The sequence below is a fragment of the Anatilimnocola floriformis genome, from assembly GCF_024256385.1.
Classification (GTDB): domain Bacteria; phylum Planctomycetota; class Planctomycetia; order Pirellulales; family Pirellulaceae; genus Anatilimnocola; species Anatilimnocola floriformis.
In genome coordinates, this window is the sequence record NZ_JAMLFW010000001.1 from 2,421,641 (window position 1) to 2,442,611 (window position 20,971).

At 56.9% G+C, this 20,971-nt stretch carries 10 protein-coding genes; 1 reads left to right on the top strand and 9 read right to left on the bottom strand.

Annotated features, from left to right (window positions below):
* Nucleotides 1-13: 13 nt before the first annotated feature.
* The 4 genes from M9Q49_RS09420 to M9Q49_RS09435 all read right to left on the bottom strand — a co-directional run bounded on the left by M9Q49_RS09420 (nt 14) and on the right by M9Q49_RS09435 (nt 6,809).
* Nucleotides 14-1,282, bottom strand: coding sequence for a DUF1552 domain-containing protein (locus tag M9Q49_RS09420; protein WP_254508474.1), 1,269 nt, complete (start codon nt 1,280-1,282; stop codon nt 14-16).
* Between the two features lie 46 nt (nt 1,283-1,328).
* The gene (locus M9Q49_RS09425) at nt 1,329-3,665 is read right to left on the bottom strand and encodes a DUF1592 domain-containing protein (protein ID WP_254508475.1); all 2,337 of its coding nucleotides are present in this window, start codon (nt 3,663-3,665) and stop codon (nt 1,329-1,331) included.
* A 291-nt stretch (nt 3,666-3,956) separates the two neighbouring features.
* The gene (locus M9Q49_RS09430; protein WP_254508476.1) at nt 3,957-5,738 is read right to left on the bottom strand and encodes a PQQ-binding-like beta-propeller repeat protein; all 1,782 of its coding nucleotides are present in this window, start codon (nt 5,736-5,738) and stop codon (nt 3,957-3,959) included.
* Nucleotides 5,739-5,876: 138 nt separating this feature from the next.
* Nucleotides 5,877-6,809, bottom strand: a complete 933-nt coding sequence (locus M9Q49_RS09435) for an MJ1477/TM1410 family putative glycoside hydrolase (protein ID WP_254508477.1) — start codon at nt 6,807-6,809, stop codon at nt 5,877-5,879.
* A gap of 141 nt (nt 6,810-6,950) precedes the next feature.
* Between M9Q49_RS09435 and M9Q49_RS09440 the strand changes: the two genes are divergently transcribed.
* The gene (locus tag M9Q49_RS09440; RefSeq protein WP_254508478.1) at nt 6,951-7,193 is read left to right on the top strand and encodes a DUF2171 domain-containing protein; all 243 of its coding nucleotides are present in this window, start codon (nt 6,951-6,953) and stop codon (nt 7,191-7,193) included.
* 60 nt (nt 7,194-7,253) lie between these two features.
* Here the strand turns inward: M9Q49_RS09440 and M9Q49_RS09445 are convergent, their stop codons facing one another.
* The 5 genes from M9Q49_RS09445 to M9Q49_RS09465 all read right to left on the bottom strand — a co-directional run bounded on the left by M9Q49_RS09445 (nt 7,254) and on the right by M9Q49_RS09465 (nt 20,861).
* Nucleotides 7,254-9,368, bottom strand: coding sequence for a tetratricopeptide repeat protein (locus M9Q49_RS09445; protein ID WP_254508479.1), 2,115 nt, complete (start codon nt 9,366-9,368; stop codon nt 7,254-7,256).
* Nucleotides 9,369-9,550: 182 nt separating this feature from the next.
* Nucleotides 9,551-10,711 (bottom strand): lactonase family protein, encoded by a 1,161-nt coding sequence (locus M9Q49_RS09450; RefSeq protein WP_254508480.1) that lies wholly within the window; start codon nt 10,709-10,711, stop codon nt 9,551-9,553.
* 27 nt (nt 10,712-10,738) lie between these two features.
* Nucleotides 10,739-11,281: a hypothetical protein gene (locus M9Q49_RS09455; RefSeq protein WP_254508481.1), complete on the bottom strand. Its 543-nt coding sequence runs from the start codon at nt 11,279-11,281 to the stop codon at nt 10,739-10,741.
* Between the two features lie 96 nt (nt 11,282-11,377).
* Nucleotides 11,378-13,363: a phospholipase D-like domain-containing protein gene (locus tag M9Q49_RS09460; protein ID WP_254508482.1), complete on the bottom strand. Its 1,986-nt coding sequence runs from the start codon at nt 13,361-13,363 to the stop codon at nt 11,378-11,380.
* Between the two features lie 325 nt (nt 13,364-13,688).
* The gene (locus M9Q49_RS09465; protein ID WP_254508483.1) at nt 13,689-20,861 is read right to left on the bottom strand and encodes a lamin tail domain-containing protein; all 7,173 of its coding nucleotides are present in this window, start codon (nt 20,859-20,861) and stop codon (nt 13,689-13,691) included.
* Nucleotides 20,862-20,971 lie beyond the last annotated feature (110 nt).

The following is a 20,971-nucleotide window of genomic DNA, read 5'->3' on the forward strand; positions in this document are numbered from 1 at the left end:
AAATGAGGTTGCATCATGCTTGTTCCAGCCCCGCGATCGTACCCGAACCAGACGCAAAGCGATCCACTTCTTGTCCGCAGCCCTGTAGGATCGAAACAAACAGCTTGGCCAGCGGCGAGTTTTGTTTGGCATCGAAGGCCAGATGTTGGCCATGCTTGAAGCGCCCGCCGGCATGAATGATCGGCAAGTTGGTGGTGGAATGGCTGTTGGCGTTTCCCAAGTTGCTACCGAAGAGGACCTGTGTGTTACGCAGCAGGTTGGAGTCGCCATCGGGCGTCGACCGCAACGCCGTGAGGAAGTCGGCCCAGATCTTGATCGTTTCGCGATCGATGATGCGCAGTTCTTCGATCAGCGTCGTATCGAGACCGTGGTGCGAGAGCGTGTGATAGGCCTGGCTGATGCCCTTCAGTGGCGAGACCGGACTGCCCGCATCGCCGCCGAACGCGACCACGCGAGTCGAATCGGTCTGAATGGCCAGACGAACCACATCGAGAAACGAACGAAAATTGCCGGTGAAGTCCATCCAGGGAATGACCGCCGGTGGCTTCTCTTCGATCTGCGGCTTGGGCTTGTTCAGCCAGGCCTGCGACTTCGCCAGCCGCTGCTCGGTTTCGCGCACGGCGGTGAAGTACTGATCGAGCTTGGCACGATCGGTGGTGCTGATGCGCGGCTGCATCGCCCGCGCATCGGCGAGCACAGCATCCATGATGCTCTGGCCGTCTTGCAGCTGGGCTTGTTGTTGCGCGAGATCCTTTTCGCTTCCTTTCAGAAACAAGGCCGAGAAAAGTTTCGTCGGCGACGTCTCGGTAGGAATGACGACGCCGTTGGCCGACCACGAGAGGCTATGCGAGCCCAGCGTGAGCGAAGCAAACCGTGTCTGATCGCCGATCCGTTTGGCGAGGAACTGATCGAGTGAAATCGTGTTGGTGAAACTGGGAGCGCCGGGATGCGGAGCGGCGGTGAGGAACGACTTCTCCGCCGAGTGACCACCGTCAACATCCGGATGGCTGAGACCAGAAAACACTGTGAATTCGTCGCGCAGGTCTTTGGCCACTTCCAAGTATGGACTGAGCGCGTAGTCGCGGCCCGATTCTTTGGGAAAGAAGTCGGTCGGGTGAAAGCCGAGCGGAATGTTGATCGCCACGAACCGCTGTGGCGATTTTGTCTGCTCGGCAGCTTTTGCATTCGCCAGGGACGGACACATCGATTCGAGCAGCGGCAATGCCAAGGCTACTCCCGCTCCGCGTAGCATCGTTCGTCTGCTGATGGATCGTTGGAACATGGAACTTACTCGCTGCTGGCGGAGTGATTTTGGAGAGGGAGACACATTATGGAGTGGAAAACGCCGGGCTGGCCACAATCGTATGAATCAAAGTTCGCAAACCGTTCCCTTGGGCGGCGGCTTGTTGTTGAATTTCGGCGATCGGTTTGCGGTCGGAGAATCCCATTTCTCGCCCGAGAGCAAAGGTCATGAGTTTCACGGTCAGGCAGTGCGCGAATCGATCTTCTTGCTGGACCAGCAGGCGTTTCAACTCGCGCAGGTCGGCGAACTTCTCGCCGGTCGAGAGTTGACCGCTCGGATCGACCTTGCCGGCCGTCACGATTTTGCCCCAGCCTTTGTCGCGATTCTGCGGTTCCACATGATAGCGCAGATACTGTTCGCGAAATTTACCGGTGGGATCAAAACTCTCGAGCGCGAAGCCGGGAGGATCGATGTGACGATGGCAGGTGTTGCATGACTCATTGTCGCGGTGCTTGCTCAGTTGATCGCGAATCGTGACCGCGCCACGAATGTCTGGTTCGATGGCAGAAATATTCGGCGGGGGCGGCGGCACGGCTTGTCCCAAAATGTTCTCCAGCACCCAGACGCCGCGGACGACTGGCGAAGTATTCGTGCCATTGGCCGTTACCTTCAGCACGGCGGCTTGGGTCAGCACTCCGCCGCGCACGCTCTCCTTTGGCAACGGCACCTTGTGGACCTGAACTCCCTGCACGTCTTCGATTCCATAGTGCCGAGCCAGGCGGCGATTGAGCAGAGCAAAATCCGAGTCGAGAAAATTGCGGATGCTCAGGTTCTCGGTTAGCAACGTACGGAAAAAGCCGCGGCTTTCTTCGACCATGCTCCATTTGAGAAAGTCGTCGAAGTCGGTGTAGACCTTGGGATCGGGAACCGTGGCTTCGATCTGCCGCAGCTTCAGCCATTGGCCAGTGAAATCGTTGATGAAACGTTCATGCCGTGGATCATCCAGCAGCCGTTCGACCTGACCTCGCAGAACTTCCGGCTGATGCAACGTGCCCCGCTCTGCGGCGGCGAGCAATTCAGCATCGGGTGCCGTGCTGACGAGAAAATAGGACAGGCGCGACGCCAATTCGTAGTCGGAAATGCGCTGGCTGTCGCTGCGAACATCTTCGCGCAGGTAGAGAAAATTAGGCGAGCAGAGAATCGCGACGAAACCCGACTTCAAGCCGGTTTCGAACGAGCGGCCAGCTTCCAAGCGACCTTGGACGAGCGCGAGATAACCTTGCACTTCAGCATCCGTTGCCGGTCGGCGAAAAGCACGCGCAATAAATCGTCGCAACACGGGCTCGGCGTCTGCGAGCTTCCCTTTGGCCAGATCCAGATCACCGAGCAACTGCTGGTGACCTTTAGGCGGCCATGTGTCGAAGAGTGGGCCCGTGATTTCAACGGGACCAATTTCCACACCGGCAAATTCACCCGAAGAGGTGTCCTTAAGCCAGCGCGGCAAGTCGAGCGCAAAGAACTGAATCGCCGATCGTGCACCGACCGTGGCTTCAAGTTCAAAGACTTTTGGCTCGGCTCCCACTTCGTAATAACCCAGATCGATGTTGGTCGCCGCGAGCCCATGGAAATCGGAGACGCGTGCGTTGAACACGACTGGCTGTTTGCTGAAGTGACTGGCAGCTTCGAACTTGAATCGATACCTGCCCGCGACAGGAACTCGCTTCTCGCGCGTGGCGATCTTGCTGTAGTTGCCGGTATCGGTGGTGTAGAGCACGCTCCGACCATCGACCAGGCCAAACTGCTTGGGAATGAGCGGCTTGATTTCCTTGGCGGGGTCGACCGTAAACGTCGTCGTCTTCGGCTGCGGGCCATGCACAATCGCGGCATCAATTGCAGCCTCGGCGGCCTTCAAATATTGCCCCATGAGTTCTGCCGAGATCGACAGGGCCTCGCCGTTGTTATCGAAACCTCCGGCCTGCTGATCCTCGGGCAGAAGCTGCTTGACATCGATTTCGATCGCCAATAAATCGCGAATCGTATTTTGATATTCTTCGCGATTCAGTCGCCGCTGCACCACCTCGCGCAATTTGCGATCGGCAATTTCCAAACGCGACTCGATCGACTTGAGAAACGCCTTTCGATCCTTTTCCGCAGGACGCGTTTCGCCGGCGGGCGGCATCTGGCCGAGATTGACTTGATCGTAAATTCGCGTCCAGAGCGCAGCTTGCGACCGCTCCGACATCTCACCGGACAAGGCCTGCAGATCCACCTTGGCTTCTTTGACGTCGGTGGCGTGGCAACTGAGGCAATGCTGTTTGAGAAAACCTTTAACTTCCGGAGGCAAGTCTCCCGGCGCGGCATGCGTTGGCAATGCCTGACTAAGCAACAGCAGGCAAGCAATGACAGGCAGAAATCGGAACATAGGCAAACACAGCGAGAAAATGGACGCTAGGGATACGCGGCCCGCCGAGTTGCCAGATTTGCCACTACGGCGGTGCAGCCATTGTAACTGGGCACAGCCGCCTAGAAGAAGAAGGAGCCGCTCGATCAACTAGATAGAAGGCAGCGGCCAGCATCCGTCCCACAAGAAACAAGAACAAACTTTGTGCGTCGATTCCATTCCAGCATCATGCCGAATGGCGACGTAGCTAATGCAATTAGCGTCAAAATCAGATAAGGACGCATATTTCTTTCGAAGGTCGCGACTGCCTGCTTACTCGGCAGCCTTCACGTCGAAGCAGGCCATCTCTTCGCCGTTGCGCACGAAAAGCTTGCCGTGCGCGACAACCGGATGGTTCCACGTTTTGCCGTGGATCGCGGGAAACTTTGCGAGTTCCACGTTTTTGTCGGGATTCACTTCCAGCAAAACAACATCGCCTTGCTCAGAAAGCACGAGCAGTTTCTGTTGCTTCTCGAGCAACAGGACTTGCCCGCAGCCGTAGCGGCCACCCTTCCAGTTTCGCTCGCCCGTGGCGAGGTCGATGCAGCAAAAGATGTTGTTGTCGAATCCGTAGGCGTGACCGCCGGAGACGACCATGTCGTTGTAATAAGGCTTGATGCCCTTCGATTCCCAAACCAATTTGTCTTCCCAAGCATCGCCCGTCTTCGTCAGCTGCACCTTGCGGGCGCCCATGCCGAAATAGGTCGAGATGACGACGGTGTCACCCTCTACATAGGGCTGAACGCAGCGAGCGTAACCAGATGCCGGCCACTTGTGCGTCCACAGCACATTGCCGTTGTCAGGTGTGATTCCCATCAGGCCCGCGCTCGTGAAGGCCAGTACCTGGCGGACGCCGCAAATCGTTGCCACCTGTGCCGAAGTGTAAGAATGCTCGCCGTCAGCAGCGGTCCAAAGGGGCTTGCCCGTGTTGACATCGAAGGCCGTAACGGCAGCGCTGTTCGGCTTTCCCGGCATCGTAATGACAGCGTCGCCCACGATGATTGGCGAGCAGGAGTATCCCCACTGCGGCAACTCAACCTCTTTTCCGCCACCCACAATCGACGCGTTCCAGATCTTCTTTCCCGTCGCCGCATCCAGGCAGTTCAAGCTTCCCTTCGCTCCTACGGTAAAAAGTTTTCCGTCATGAAACAGCGGCGTGGAGCGCGGTCCGGCTCCCGCGATCGCTTCTTCAAAGCGAGCATTTTCAGCGAACTCCCAAACCGGCTCGCCCGTTTCGACGGCGTAAGCAGTGACGATTTCCTGCTCGCCACGCTGCTCTTGAGTAAAGAACAGATTGCCAACGATGATGAAAGAACCCCAGCCTGGGCCGACCGGCCGCTTCCAAATTTGCTTCGGTGGATCGGGAGACCATTTTTCGGAAATCGGCGGCCCACTGTAGACCGAGTTTCCATCTTTACCTCGGAAAGCGATCCAGTCGTCGTCGGTCGCCGTGAGCGCCGGTTTCTCGGCTTCGCTTGTCACTTTGGGGGCATCGTCCGTCTTCGCCGGCACTGGGCGCGAAGCCAAATATTTTTGCTCCGCGGTCTTCTCCCACCGAAAAGACATTTTTGAAGCAAACTCGCCCGTTACTCCTTCAAATCGGAACAGCGTGAAGTAAGCGCAAGTGCAGAGAATTGCGATCAGCAAGCCGATGCGCCGAGTGGGCCAAGGCAAAATCATCGACATGATTAGCCAGGACACGCCCACGAGAATGAGTCGTGGGAGGGCCGACAGCAGCAACGGCATCGCCATGCTCGAATCGGCGACAAAAAAGGTGCCGACGTAGACCGCAATCGCAAACCCCAGAACTCCAAACCCTTCCAACCACGAGACGCGGCTAAAGAAGAGCCACCAGATTCCCAGCGCCAACGTTGCCGCCATCGGCGCATAGAACTGCGCCATGAAGGCAATGAGCGGGTTGTCGAATTGCAGCAGCGGTGGAATATAGAGCGCTGCCAGCATGAGAACCGTGATTACCACTGCCGGCCAAAGTCGCAATTGGAATGGCTCTTTGACAGCAATTGGCTTCACGCCCGGGTTGGCAATGTCACTCATGACGCGGAACTCCTGAAATCCTAGATCAAACGGCCGCATCATTGTTTCATGTTCGCACTTTCAGGCAAGAGCAACACCATCGCCAGCTGCATGGTCCGCAACTGCTTTGAGGCACCAGCATGCCCCAAAAGTAAGAGCTCAGTTCCCGGATTCGCCGAGTGTTTTGAGCGCACGATCTGTCAGCAGCCAAACGAAGCCATTCGCGACCGCCAATTTCTTGGCCATCGTCTGCCGCTCTGCAGACTTTGGATACTCAATTAGCAGCACTGGCTTGTTGGCGGTCGCCAGTTTTTTTAAATGGCTCAGCACTTCGTTCGTGTGGGCTTTGGGCTGAAGTTTGTTTCCGTTGGTGAACAGGTCTTCGATGCCGATGGCGCTGATGACTTCGAGCAAATCCGAGTGCGCGCTGAGTTGCGAACCATTCTGCGGAATAACGAGCGCTGTCGGATTTTTCGCGCGAGCGCGGGCGGCAATCGTCTTCACCCAATCCACCATGTCGCGGCGATAACTCTGTTTTGTTTCTGGGTTGATGCGGTCGTCGATGAAATCCGCTCCCTCTTTTTCAAAGGTTTCGAATCCATCCACGATGTCGAGATACACACCGTCAAAGCCACGTGACAACGCATCGTCGATCGAGGTGAGGATGATCTTTTGCCATTCCGCGTGCCAGTACTTCACTCGGAAGTTGCCCTTCCAATCGGGATTTTCCTGGCCCAGCCAGGCCGGCGCCGAAGTGCTGAGTTTTCCATTGTTTATCCACTCGTTGCGCCAATACTTTCGATAATCCTCCGCTTCGCCGATGGAGGTATAGGCGATCACTTTTCGGTCGGCTTGTCCGCCACGGATCGCTCTGATGTCGGCGAGTTCCCAAGGCGTGTCACCGCTGAAATCCGCGTCGAGCACGATCCAGTCGCGCTGGCAGCCGCTGAGCAGTTTGACGGCCTCGCTCTTTGTCTTGGCTAACGCATCGGCTTGAAGCACATACGCGAACGATCGAGGTGGCGACTCGGCGAGCCCTGCCATCGGCAATAGTGAAGCGAAGAGCAAAGCAAATAATTTCGCGATTCTCATATGGCAACTCGGCGAAGTGGCGACCGACGTCTTGGTTGTGGCGGATGAGCTGCCCTCAATCATTACAAAGAAGCGTGCGGCATGTGAACTGCACGACTTTGCGGAAGTTCCTAATCTTGAAAGATCACAAGGAGTTTAACCATGTCAAATACCTCTGAAATCCGCGAACACATGGAGGTTATCGCTTCGTGTGGCAAGCATGTCGGCGAAGTGGATCACGTAGAAGGAAGTTCGATCAAGATGACCAAGAATGATCCGGCTGCCGGTGGCATGCACCACTTCATCCCGGTGGAATGGGTGGAGCGAGTCGACGCGCACGTCCATCTGACCAAAAACTCGGAAGAGGTTTTCAAGAACTGGAAAACGTCGGCCACAGTTGCGTAGCGGCGACAGTTCGTGACAAATAACGCGCCGTTGTGATCCTGAACAAGCACAACGGCTGCGCTATTTCTTCAGCGGCGGCGGTCCGCGTCGACCGGGGGGAATGTTGTTATCCTGCTTGAACTTGTCGCGAGCCTCTTGCATCTCGCGGGCCTTGGCTTGGCCTGCTTTTACCTGATCGAGGCGACTGAGCATGAACTTGGCTTCGGTTGCGCCTGGTTGATCGGGAAAGTCGCGAATGACTTTCTCCAGAGCCGCCTTCGCCTCTTCGAATTTTCCTGCCTCGATAAGTGGCCGCACAGCTTTAGCAGCGGTACTCGATTTCTCTTCAGGGCTGTCTGCCGTGGGAACTTGTCCCGCCGGTACGAAGTCGCGGAGACCGAAGCTGCTGAAACGGATCTGCCATTTTCGCGGCATGACATTCCAGCGGCCTTGCAGCTTTAGTTCCAGCTTCTCGTTGCCCGCGGTAGCCTTGATGAGCAGCGTTTCATCTTCGTCTTTTTGAACGTAGCCGAATTTGCTGGTTTCGATGGCATGTAGCACCTGCCCTTCTCTGCCGAGCTTGACGGGCGGAAGCGTCAGTGTGCCGTGATAGCGCGTGGCACGGTCATTGTTCTCGTGATCGATCATGTCAAACTCGGTGGCGAATCCCGTTGTGCTGGGCGACACGCGCCGAAAGATCAGCTCGAACCGACGCTTGGCTTCCTTCTTTCCATCGCGACTCCCGCCGAGCGAGACATACGACAGTCCAGGTTGAACCGACTGCAGCCAGATGTCGGTCACCATTTGTTCGGTCGAGAGCTTGGTGAGTTCTTGGCTGGTTGCCTGAAATTGATTGCACCACGCGGCGTAGCGAATCTTGGCAATATTCGGCTGACCACCAAGATTGCCGAGTTGGTCGCTGAGCGCTGCCTTCGACAGCGTTACCGGCTGAAAGCGGCCGCTAGCGCCGGGGGGCAAGCTCGGAATGAAATAGGTTGCGTAGCGTGTTCCAAGATCCGATTCAATTTTGACGAGCACCGTGAGCTGCGTGAGCTCGCGCGCGGAACGCGAGCGAATGACGGCATACAACATGGGTTCATCCGGAAACCTCGCCAAGCCGCGCGGAACCACTGCGTACTTCACGTCGAGCTCGGCCTGATCGATTCGAGCCCCAGCCCGTGCACCGAGAGCTGGCACCAGCGTTTCGACCGCGGCCTGATGTCGCCGCACGTCGGCGCGGGCATAGCGGTACTGCATCATGGCCAGTGCCGCATCCATCGCCGGATAGCCTGCCGCGATTCTTTCGCCGAACGACAGGAAAGTTTCGTACATGGCTGCTTCTTGCTTGGCCTGGTACTCACGAGCGCGAATGCTAGTCTGGCCTCCTTGGGCTTCCAGCATTTGCAGGTCGTTCCCACTGGCCCCGTACAGTGGATCGTCGCGCAATTGCTCGGCGGCGGCAAAACGCGGCGGTACTTTGCCTGCGGCCTCGCTCGACTTTTTGACGGCTTGCTGATAGCCGTCGGTCGCGGCTTGCACATCTTCGATCGCTGGCTTGAGCTTGCGAGCCGCTTCGCCGGCTGCGCCGCCGGCCGCTTGCAATGCCTCGACTTTTTTCTTCCACGATATGCCTGTCACATCATCGAAATCGGCATTGCTGGTCGGCAGATACTCGCTGTTGACCACTCCCCCTTGGCTGATCAACTGCAGCACCCGGTCGAGGTCCGTGAGCGGAATCTCAGGACGACGCACCGGGTTCTGCGTCGTCTTACTTAATGAGGGATCGACCGACGCCACGCGGGCAATGTCGTTCTTCAAGTTGTCTTTGAGCCGCTGGTTGTGCTCTGTGACGCGCGCCTTCACAAACGCCATCACCTTGGGCGACTTGACTGTCCCGCCGACGGCGAGAAACAAGTCCGAGGCCGGTGGCGGCATTTCGGGGTGGTTACCACTTGGCCGTCCGAGCGGCTTATTCGAAAGTCGTAGCACATCCAGGCCGAGCTGATTGACGGTTACATAGGCATGGCAATCTTCATGTGCCTCCAAATTCCTGACCGCCCATTGAGCGATGAATTGCTCGCCCGCATCGAAGCCAGAGAAATCGAACTTATCAGCCGCGAACGCTTGCGACGTTAACAGCAGCGCCGCCAGCAATGTGACCAAGGACCGCGAGAGGTAGTTCGGCTGTACCTGCATGCTCGTCTGCTTTCACGATTCGTTTTTGCGTTGCCGTCGGAACGATGTCGGCACATTATAGAACGTCGCGAGATTGACGATTGCGCGAAGCGATGAATTTTTGATGTGAAAGTGAAGACCGAAGCCGTGGCGACAAAAAGGCCGCCGGCTCGCAGCAAGGACCGCTAGGCGCAGCGACTCGCTTACTTCCTGAACCGTTCATCTAGCTTATAGATTGTCAGCTTGTTCGCGGTTGATTTCGCAAACAACCTCGTACCATCCGGTGAAATGGCAACGTCGAGCATTTTCGCGCCGGCCTTCGCATCAATGATGTTTCCGTACGGCTTGAGCTCATCTTTCGTGATTTCGAGCACCTGAATATTCGCTTCGTGTTTTGATGCGAGGAACAAGTACTTTTCATTTTGCGACACGGTCAGCGAGGTTACATCATCCAGAAACGGCATTTCAACCCGACCATGCCCGGGATGCTTGCCATCGTCCACCCACCAGTTCTTGCTCTGCAGTTTTTGGCCATCAAAACCAAACCAGGCCAGACGGCGGATGCCGCCCACAATCACTCCGTCGCTTAGAGGCGTCAGAGCACGGCACATCATCAAGCCCATGGTGTGGTGACCACGGAGATTGTCTTCGGTGGAGTCGAGCAGTCCCCATTTTCCCTTCGAATCACGCCCAAAGACCAACAGCGAATTGGTGTAACAAACAACATAGAGATGCTTGCTGTCTGGAGTGACTGAAAGCGATTCGGCGATGCTGAAGCTAGGTACTCGTAACGCATCTTTCTCGATACGAATTTTGACCGCTGCGGGATTCGCTTGAGCACTGCTGCGCGCGAGAGCCAAGCTGCTTTCATCGCTCTGAAAAACCTGCTGCAGGTCCAACTTCCCAGTTGCTGCATCACGCTGAAACACAAACAGCGACGCAGGAGCAAATCGCCTCAACGCAAAAATCGTCGTGCCATCTGGTGTGGCCTGCACTCGCAGGGCTTCCGACAGGCCCGGCGCCGAAACCGTTTGAACCTCCTTCCAGGTGTCCGTATCGATCACCTTCAAACCATCAAGACGGCTCAGCAAATAGAGATGGCGCCCCGCAAAGACGGCGCTAGCGATGGTGGGAATCCGCAAGTCGTGCTGCAGCTTGCCTTCGAAATCAAATATTTTTGGCTGACCACCGTCATCAGCAGGAATCACCGTGACGAATCCATCGCTGACTGCCAATTGCCCGCTATCCACCGCCGGATCCTTGACCGGCTGCGGATCGCGATACAGCAACGAAATCCCATTGCCTTGCCCAGACGCCTGCCCTGCCAATAGCAGGGCAAGCAGAAGTCCAAGTGCTCTGGTCATTCAAACTCCCTTTCTGAAAGGCCCCATTCATTCGAACGACTGGTGACGACTCTCAGTAAGCTTTGCGCTGTAGATCATCTCCGAATAGACTGGCCTGACTAGCTTTGCTCGCTCGTTTTCACGTAAGGCCGCCTTACCAGATCGAATGGCAAAGTAAGTTTCGTCGGCCAACAGCAGCACGGAAACTTCAGTTTGGGGAGTTCTGAGATTGCTACCCCGCGCCGGGTAAATCCAAAAACCTACCATTGACTCTGACCCATCGGACAACTGCACTTTTGCAAAAATCACATCCGTGATCGTGGTTCGCCTCATGTTGTCAAATGCCATGCCGAACTTTCGTTGATACACGAAAAGTTCTTGGTCAGTCACTGAATGGTTGGGCAGCTTGTTTACTTCTTCTCTCAGGTAACTCGCGACATCGATTGGCGAAACTCCGTCCAATCTCGTGTTGAATCCGTGACGATAGCGATCACCATCAAAGACTCTCGCAAAATATGCAGCGCAGACACCGGCGACGGTGATCATTGCCAAAGCAGTTCGTAGGCCAAACTGGGTGAAACTACGCGCCATAGGTTCTCTCCGGTCGCCACCGAACTAGAGCGCTCCTCAGATGCTCGCAGCGACGAGGGCTATCGTCTGCGAATACGGCGCAACCGGGTCGCAGGGTTATGCCTTTTTCGCTTTCTTCGCACTCTTGGCCTTTGGAACTGACTTCGCCGCGGCCACTTTTTTCTTTGGCGGACTTTTTCCAGCAGAAGCTTTGCTCTTTTGCTTTTCCTTCTGTTCTTTCCGATCTGCAGCCGCCTTCTTGCGAGCTGCGTCATCAGCTTCCGCGCGTTCCAGGCGGAAATCACCGTGCGGGCTGGGCGTTAGCGGCGGCAAAGGCTTACCTGCCGAAATCCAAAACAGTCGCTCCGCGAACGCCGGTCGGTAATCATCAAAGTAGCGTTTTTGCCAATTCGGATCCTGATTCGGATTGTAGTCCTGCTTCTTTCTGCTGCCCGAAATCCAGCGTGACCGGTAGTGCTCAAACACGTCCATCACGTGCGTGGCGTAGGCAGTCGCCAAGCCGCGATTCCCGCGAATGATCAGCATATTCTCGTCGTTGTTGGACGAGGCCCGAAATCCAAGGTTGTGGCTGCCGGTGATGACCACGGGCTTCTTACCCAGCGGGTCGATCACGATCAGTTTGTCATGAATAATCGCGTGGCCGTACTTGTAGATTTCTTGTCGCCATTGATCGAAGTTCTTGAAGACATTGAAGGGGGAGGAGATCATGTAGTTCTCGTTCCCTTCGTTGCGCAGCATGCCGAGATCGAACTCGCGCGTCAACTCAGGATCGCTAACAGCGCCACGCACGAATAGCTCCGGTCGCTTGGACGAGATCTTTCCCAGCTGTTTCAGAAAATGAAAGCTATTGGCACTTTCGGCTTTGCCCGGCATGAAGGCCAGAAACAGGACCGATTGTTCCGCGTTCTCCATCAGCTGATAGACTTCTGCCAGATCGAGCGGAGGATCGGGTGATTCCACTCCTTTCTTGGGCGGCCGTGCGAGACCACTCGCGTTTGGCGAAAACCAGACTTGGATGGTCGAACCTCCATCGAACTTCACCGTTTTTCGCTTTGTCGCGCAGTCGGTGCGCAGCGTTTTGCCTTGAATTCCTTTCATTGCCGCTGGCGGCTCGGGGATTTTTGCCGCGAGTGCGTCGGCCTTCAGTGCTTCCCAATATTCCAGATAGATGCGAGCCAAGGCCTCACTTTCGATGATGATCGCGTTGTTGCTCTGAGTGCACATTCCCGACGCGGTCCAGTTCGTGCTGCCCGTAAGCACGGCCCGCGGCTTCCCTTTCTTGTCCTTGTAGACCATGAACTTGTTGTGACCAATTTGGCCGGTCGGCATGTATCGACGAACGAGCTCTTGGCAAGTCGGCTCCAAGGCAACAGCGGCAGCGTTATTCTTGCCGTCGTACACCATTGGCTTGGTCTCGGTTTTCTCAGTGTTGTTGTTCGACAGGATGAGATGCAGATCTTTGCAGGCCGCGAGCTTGTCGATCAGAGCTTTGTCAGTCAACTCGAACAAGGCAGCCCAACAAGATCCCCCTTCTGATTCTGCACGATCGAGTAGTTGCGTGAGGGCGGAGAAATGTTCGCCCATGAGCGACTTGCGAAAGGGGCTCTTGGGGTCGTTGATCAAGGCTTCGATTTTGGCGAAATCTGGCTTTTGCTTCGCCGGATCCCACAGAGCGTCGGCCGATTTTTGCGTGGCCAGCAGTCCGCGATTGAAAAATGCCTGTGCATTCTCATTGTTTTGCGAAACGCTCACCCATTCGGTTTCCAGAGGTTCAATGTCTGCGAGTGGCTGGTGAGGCCCCGACATCGGCACGATTCGATACTTGTATGTCTGATCGCGCTGCGCAAACACATCACGCCAGCTGTACTTGCGGATGGGCAAGTCTTCGCAGGTTTTCTCCAGCCGATTGCCATCCTTATCACGATCGAAGGCCTTTAACGGCTGCGCTCCAGAGCCGCCTTTCTTAATTCGATAAATTGCGAATCCACCACAATTGTCGAGAGGCTTGTCACCGAAATTCCACGCGATGTGGACATAGTCGTTGTTGGCGAGGGCGACGGCAGTTTTTGGCAGGCTTGGCATTCGTCGAACCTTTGCGAATGAAGAATCAATCGAGAAAGTTCGGACATGATACCGCTGGACATCCGGTGCTTACAAGAATTGAACTAGCAACAAGTAATGTGGCTAGTTCGCTTGGCCAAAGACGATTGTTGAAGAACTGCAGACGCCCAGCGCTCACACCGCAATGGGCAGGCCGCTCAGTTGCTATTGGTAGTCTCGCAGGTCAACTGCTGCGAGTCGGAAGACATTCCATATACCTTTATAACTCTGCCGGATGATCGGGAACAGCGATTGATGTTATCTCGAGTCAATCGCTCAGGTAGGTGCTATAGCGATTTCAGTCTTGTTAGAGGTTAACGACTCTGTCGATCCCCATACCATTGCCATTGAGGTCGGGGGTGAGATCGCCGGTGTTCACGTAGAAATCGTCATCGCCGGTGTAACCGCTGAGCGTATCGATCGAGTTGTCGTTACCAGCGAGCAACGGAGTGGCGAGCCCCGCGGGTCGGGTTGCATTCCAACTCGTCAACATGGCCAGCAGCGCGACGTCGTTGGCGTCGCCGGCGGTCGAACTGCCGCTGTTGGTCGTATCGCCGCCGATCAGCAAGTCGGCGCCTTCGTCGCCGTTCATTTGATCTGCTCCCAAGCCCCCGATCAAAATGTCGTTGCCGGTGCGACCGATCAAGGTGTCGTTGCCGCTACCGCCGACGATGATGTCGTCGCCTTCATCGCCGTAGAGACCGTCGTTACCCTGACCACCAAAGATCCGATCGTTGCCAGCTCCCGCCGAGACCAGGTCGTTTCCTTGGCCAGCATGCACATAATCATTTCCGCCGCCGGAATAGAGCTGGTCATTGCCGCCGCCGCCGTACATCACATCATTGCCATCCAGGCTGCTCAGGACATCGTCGCCGCCGGCTGCCAGATTCTGCTCGCCGACGTTGTCGCCCCAAACGATATTTTCACCACCGCTGGCGTTGATCTGGTCCGCGCCGTCACCGCCGATGATCGTATCGTTGGCCATGCTTCCCGATGCGTAGTCGTTGCCGGCCGCCAAATCGATCGTGGTCGGGTTCGTGAGCGAGCTGACGGTGACCGTGTCATTCCCTTCACGGGCGTTGATGAACAGCTGGTTCGTGAGCGGATAGTAGCCGGCTCCGAACTGCGTGCGCACAATTACCTGATTCGTTGCCGATTTCGAAACGATGATCATGTCATCGCCTGGCGTACCAGTCACGAACAAATCCCCACCCACGGCAGATACGCTCGTGCCCGGTTCCTGAACCGCGAACCGGACTGTACCAGTGGCCGTGCTCAGGCCATCGGTCACGCTGAACATCACAACGTCGAGGCCGGTAGTGCCGGCGTTGGGGGTGTAAGTGTATGCCCCCGTCGCGGTATTGAAGCCGCTGATCGTGCCAAAGGAAGGCAGCATGACGATGGCAAAGGTCAGCACCGGACCATCGGGATCGTTGGCCGGAAACACCCGCGAAATCGGCGTGTTGAAAGTGACTTGCTCGGTGCTGTCGTGCGTAACCGGCGGATAGTTGTTCGGCGCCACTGTCACCGTGAAGGTGGTCGAGGTCACGCCGTCATCCGCTGTATTGAAGCTGCCGTCGTAGCCCGCGTCACGAACGGTCACGGTGATTGTCGCCGCGCCGGTTTGATTGGCCTGCGGAGCAAACGATAGAGAGCCAGTTGCATTCGGCGACGTGTAAGTGATCGACGGATTCGCAATCAGCCCCGTGTTGTTGCTCACAGCAGAAACCTGCAGCGCCTGAGACTCACCACCGGCGGTGATGCCGCTGAGGTTAACGACTTGCGTACCGACATTCTCGCTGATGAGTCGATTGCCGATGGCGTTGATGGTGGGCAACGAATTCACCGGCGCGGGGCTGACCGTGATGGTGAAGGATTGCGTGCCGCTAACATTCACGCCGCCGCTGTCCGTGCCGCCGTCGTCCTGAACTGCCACGGTGATGGTCGCCGTGCCCGAGACGCCTGTCGCTGGCGTGAAGCTCAGCGTGCCGGTGGGGCTAATCGTGATCGGTCCTGAAAACAGCCCCGGCAAAGAGTTACCCGCGATGCTGAAGCTGGGCTGTTGCGCGACTTCATTTGCTGGGCCGACCGAGATGCTCGCGGCCCAGTTTGGGAATGTCTGCAATCCGGCATTGTAAGGAACCGTAATGTTGGCCCCCTTCACAAAGCTCGGCGGATCGTTGACGGGACTCACTGCGATCGTCACCGTTTGCGGCGCGCTGGTATCGACACCGCCATTCGCCGTGCCGCCGCTGTCGCGCACTCGCAAGTCGAACGTGGAACTACCAAAAGCATTGGCTGCCAGGGTGTAGGTAAGCGTTCCATTCACATCCACAGCCGGAAGCACGGCAAACAGCGAAGGATTCGAGACATTCTGCACCAGATAGGCGACTAACGTTTGCGCCGCTTCACTGGTCGGACCCGGCACAAAGCCGCTCGCGATACCAGGTACCGTTTGCGAACCACTATCCTCACTTACTTCCGGCGGCGTACCAACGACAAACGTCGGCGCGATGTTGGCTTCGGCGACATCGGTTACTTGAATCGTAAAGGCCTTTTCTACGAACAGACCGCCGGCGTCAGTCGCGCGCGCAGTGATACTGTAGGAAGACTGCGTTTCATAATCGAGCAGCACACCACTGGCGAGCACGATATTCGCGCCCACCACGACGAACCGTCCCCCGGCGTCATTCACCAGGCTGTAGGTCAGCGTATCGGCAGCATTTGGATCAGTCGCTGAAAGTGTGCCGGCTACGGCGCTCGCGACGTTCTCGGCAACCGAGCCACCGGTCATCGTCAGATTTACCGGGTAATCGTTTTCTTCATAACCGGGCGTGCCATTGGTCAGATAGCTGGCTCGCCAGTTCGAGCCCAAGTTGTAATTGCCGGTTACGCTGCGAACCGTCAACGAAGGGCCATTGCCATCGGGCGATGTCACCCACGGCGGAGTCGATGCCGGATCGTCATCGAAAGTGAAGTCCTGGATGGTTGCGCCAGCAGCATCGACCAATCGAAGTTGCTCGCCGCCGTTATCGAGGCTGCCGGTATACACGCCAGCGACCAAGACGCCCGTACCATAACGGGCTTCGAACGACAGCCGGTCCTTGATCACGACCACGTGCTGTCCCGGCGCGAGGAACGTCACATCACCGCCGGTGAAGTTGAACGTGATGCCGGCGTTAAATTGCACGCCCGTGAGATCGATCGTCGAAGAGCCGATATTCCGCAACTCGACGAACTCGAAGTTTTGTTTATCGTTGAGCGGCGCGGTCGTCGCGCCCGGAAACGCCGCCGGATTGTAGTGCACCTCGGTAACGGCCAGGTTTCCGGCAGCCGCTTTGGTGGCCGTGCTGAAAGTGGCGTCGGTCAGGGCAGACCATACTCCGCCGCTCAGCACGCGGGCGTTGATGGTCGCCGAGGTGTTCAATGGCAGGCCTGGATTGGTTTGCACGCGCGCAATCAGGCTAGCATCGAACGAAACATCACTGCTATTGGCGACCGATTGATGAACTTCCACGGCAATCACATTCGTGCCAGCATGCAGCAGAGCGGGATTGAGATCCACTTCATAAAAGGTCTGCTCGTCGGTGCCACCAACGTTGCTGCTGGCTAGCGTCGAATTCAGAATCGCCCCGCTCGGCATGTTGCTGCGGGTCGCTTCCACACCATTGATATAGACCACAGCGCCATCATCGCGCTTCAATCGCAACTTCAGGCCAGTCAGATTACTGACGCTGGCCACCGTGAAGCTTTTGCGGAAGTAAGTTGTGATGTATCGCGCATTCACGTCCGGGCCGTAGCTCACCACGGTTGCTTCGTCGCCGTCGCCGTAGCCCAACTCCGCATTACCAGCCGACCACGCGGTGTCGTTGAAACTCTCGGCCCGCCACCCGGTTCCGAGATCGGTTCCCTTGTCGGAATATTTCCACTGCGAATTGGTTGCGACCAGCGTCGAATCGGTACCACTAGGATCGTAAGCGACTGCGGCAGGATTGAGCGCGCCGCCAACGAGCCGAGGATCGCTGCCGTTGGTGGTGTAATAAACTGTCCCCGCAGCTGCCGCCATGCGCAGCACGCTACCTGGCAAAATCTCTCCCGAGCTGCGCGGAACGCCGTTGATCAAAAACGAAGCAGCGCCGACCGTAGGGAACAAACTGTTCGGCGTGATGGCTTGAAATTGGGAGATTAAAACCGGATTGCGATTGGCGACAAACCCTGCCATGGTCGCCACGGCAGACAGCCAATCGGTCTTGCCGAGCGGACTCGTCTGCCGCTTGGCATCGCCCCAGCGCGCACTCTCGGCCACGATGGCGGGATCGAGCAGCGCGACGTCTTTTTGAAATCTCGCTCCGGCGACCTCCGTCGACATCGGCCCGCCGTTAAAAAAGTTTTCCTGCACCAGATCGGCGAAGCGGATCCGATATTCCGCATTGGCCATCAGCTGCTGATGCAAAAACTGCGGATTGAACCGATCGAAATTTTGTCCCGCGGTGAAAGGACCGTTGCGGTTTTCATTCACATTGTGCAGCGTGTGTTCGGCATCGTGCTGAATGAACTTGAAGCCCTCGCGCCCCGTCCGATCGCGAATCGCAAAGTAATTATTGATGCCGTTATTGCCGAGGAACGCCGAGATCGGCGCATCGAGATTGCCGCCGTGCAAGATGCCGAACATGTAGACAACGAGATTGTCGACATCGAGCAGCACGTCTTCGCTGGGGATTGATGGATCATCAACGCCGAGTGCGTTCTTGCCTTGGATGTGGTAGTAGTTCGCGTTGTTCGCCAGGTCTTGCGTCGTTACGAACTGCCACAGGCGCTGATACGCATCGAAGTTGCCGTCGGTCGCGCTGTTGGTGTAAACACCCGCTTCAGGTTTGATGACGTCATAGTCTTCGGCCGAGCCGCCGAAATAAGTGGCGGCAAACTCTGCTTCGGGGCGCTCCTCGATCTGATAGATGCCCCAGTATTGACCATCGATATAGAGATGCACCCACCGGCTGTGCGTGCCAGGCTCTCCCATATCGAGTTGCGATTGCCGGGCGAAACCATCTTGAATCATGGTGTTGCTGGCGTCGCCGGCAAAGCTCCAGGAATAATTCTGCGCGGTGCGCAAATCGAACTTCTTGAACGAATCGGCAGCGTCGGGGCCGAACAGCGGATACTCGAGCGAAGAATCGCCATACTCACCGCGCATGAAGACGCGGAACGCATGCTTGGGGTTGTCGTTGCTGCGGCTATAACCGCCGCGAATGCGCAAGCCGGCGTTGACTTGAAAACCCGCCGAGCCGTCGGGATTGAGCATTTCGATCGAGGCGGGGCGCTCCCAATCGCGGCCATCCTGACTGGCGTTGGCATAGATGCCGGTCGACGCATTGAACAGATTCGACAAATCGGTCGTGATCGAAATGCTCGACAGCGACAGCAATGCCGACTTCACCGCCGCAGCGCCGGCCTGATTGACAATGGTTTGATCCATGCCGTAATCCACGACATTGCCGCCCCAAGTCGTGGGCCAGCCTGCCGGCGCGGCGCCGACATCGGGATAGACTCCGCCGGCCACATCGTCGCTCGGCGATTGACGAATCACGTCGTCGAGAAAAATGTACGAGCGCGTGATCGTCGGCAGCGAGAGGTAGTCGGTTCGAAATGCTCCCGCGCGCAGCGTCGTCGTTGCCGAGATGGAAACGGGGGTGTTGTAAATCAAACCATTCGTAGCCGTCGGCGTGCTGCCGTCGATCGTGTAGCGAATCGTCGCTCCCGCCGAAGGAGTTGAGAGCGTAACCGAGATGGGGCTGTTGTAAAAACCGGCCGCCACATTGGCGCTAACGCGATCGATCACGCCCAAGGCTGGATCGACATTGAATGTGCCCGGTGTTGAAGTGTGGAAGTACCGGAGTTGCTCGGGATGCGCCGCCGAGGCGATGAGTCGCGGCAGAACCAAAAAGCTATCGTCGCCGGCGGACGAATTCAGCCCCTGAATGGCCAGCACGTTATTGCCGACCTGCAAGTTGCTCAAGAACGGCGTCAGATTAATGCTCTCTGCCGTCGTCGCGTCGGCGAGCGAACGATCGACCGTGGCTGCTGAGTTGAAAGCGAGCGACGTCGGTGCATTTCGCCGGGCAACTTCCACCCCATTGAGATACGCCACAAAGCCATCGTCGTATTGCATGCTCAGCTGCAACGAATCGTAGGTCGACGGATTCGTCACCGTGAATGGAATTCGCACATAGGCCGACGCGTTCACATTCTGCATGGCAGCGCGCACGTCGGTTCCGACGGCTACGCCGGTGCCAACGCCAATCGGCGCATAAGTCGTCAAACCGCCGTTGGCCGTGTCGCCGATCAAGTCGAAGGCAGTCGCATTCCAGCTCGATAAGCTTCCCGGCGCAGCGAACAATTCAAAGCTCGCGCCGCCGGCGCGCTCATACATCATTGCCGAAATGTTCCAATCGCCGGCCGTTGGAATGTTGAACGTGGCGAGCGTATCCGATGCTCCGCGCGTGGCAAAGTATTCCGACGAAAACGTCACGCCGTTGCGCTCAAGCTTCAATTCAAAACCGTCGTCGCTGTTGACGGCAAACGTCCAATTCCCCGCAGTCGGAATCTTTACGACGCCATTCGCCTGCACGACAAAGTCGTTGATGTCATCGCCGATGGCTTGATTGGGAAACGCCGAATCACTTCCATAGTGCCCGCCGCCGCCGGTTCCCATGTAATTGACCACCGCCGCCGTCGTATTCAACGTCAGCGAACGCATCGAGGGCGTGGTGATTACATTGCGCGCGACGCCTAGATCACTCACTTCCACGTTTGCGCGGGCATAGACAATGTTGAAGCCCGGATGGACCACGCCATAACCCACGCCGGTCGTCCCCGTCGTCCAGCCGGTGGCATCGAATCCCGTCGTTGTCCAAGTGTTGCCCAGTGAACCGTTGGTCGGAATGCGCACCTGAGTCGCAGCGCCCGACTGAATCAGCTCAGCCGTATCAAACGCAATGCCGTAGGAAACATTGTCGATCTGCGGCGGATAGGTCGGCGTGTACTCGCTGACAACAACACCGCCGGCATTCACTAGCGCCAAGTAATCGCCGCCAGCCGACAGCTTGAAATTGGTGTGCAGTTCGGGACCTGTCGTGCGATCTTTGTCCGAGGCGAACACCGTCAAGAAAGCGTTCGGCCCGATCGTGACCGCGGGAAACACCCACTCGTTCAAATCGCCCGGATCATCGGTCAGCGACCAACCTTGCAAGTTAATCGGAGCGGCGGTGGGGTTATAGATTTCGATCCAATCGCTCTCATCTCCATCGGCGTCCTTCAGGCCGCTGCTGTTGGCGGCCATCACCTCACTGATGATCGGCAGACTGGCCATCACCTGACGTGGCTCCAATTGTTCGAGCCAGGCGCGTCGTCGCGACTTGTTGCCGAGATGGCGACCAAAGACACGACGCCACAAACGATCGCGACGCGATCCCCGTTTCATAATTCCGCCTTTTATGAAGATTTGGCGAAGAATTTCGCCAGCGGGGGGCATTCTGTCCTCCCGAATAGGCAGAGTCAATACACTTTGATCGGCTGGTCGCCGGACTTACC

What these genes read in the sequence shown, in the direction of transcription:
- M9Q49_RS09460 (WP_254508482.1), bottom strand. Translation starts at nt 13,363, where the DNA reads ATGCCAAGCCTGCCAAAAACTGCCGTCGCCCTCGCCAACAACGACTAT.
- M9Q49_RS09425 (WP_254508475.1), bottom strand. Translation starts at nt 3,665, where the DNA reads ATGTTCCGATTTCTGCCTGTCATTGCTTGCCTGCTGTTGCTTAGTCAG.
- M9Q49_RS09420 (WP_254508474.1), bottom strand. Translation starts at nt 1,282, where the DNA reads ATGTTCCAACGATCCATCAGCAGACGAACGATGCTACGCGGAGCGGGA.
- M9Q49_RS09430 (WP_254508476.1), bottom strand. Translation starts at nt 5,738, where the DNA reads ATGAGTGACATTGCCAACCCGGGCGTGAAGCCAATTGCTGTCAAAGAG.
- M9Q49_RS09435 (WP_254508477.1), bottom strand. Translation starts at nt 6,809, where the DNA reads ATGAGAATCGCGAAATTATTTGCTTTGCTCTTCGCTTCACTATTGCCG.
- M9Q49_RS09440 (WP_254508478.1), top strand. Translation starts at nt 6,951, where the DNA reads ATGTCAAATACCTCTGAAATCCGCGAACACATGGAGGTTATCGCTTCG.
- M9Q49_RS09445 (WP_254508479.1), bottom strand. Translation starts at nt 9,368, where the DNA reads ATGCAGGTACAGCCGAACTACCTCTCGCGGTCCTTGGTCACATTGCTG.
- M9Q49_RS09455 (WP_254508481.1), bottom strand. Translation starts at nt 11,281, where the DNA reads ATGGCGCGTAGTTTCACCCAGTTTGGCCTACGAACTGCTTTGGCAATG.
- M9Q49_RS09465 (WP_254508483.1), bottom strand. Translation starts at nt 20,861, where the DNA reads ATGAAACGGGGATCGCGTCGCGATCGTTTGTGGCGTCGTGTCTTTGGT.
- M9Q49_RS09450 (WP_254508480.1), bottom strand. Translation starts at nt 10,711, where the DNA reads ATGACCAGAGCACTTGGACTTCTGCTTGCCCTGCTATTGGCAGGGCAG.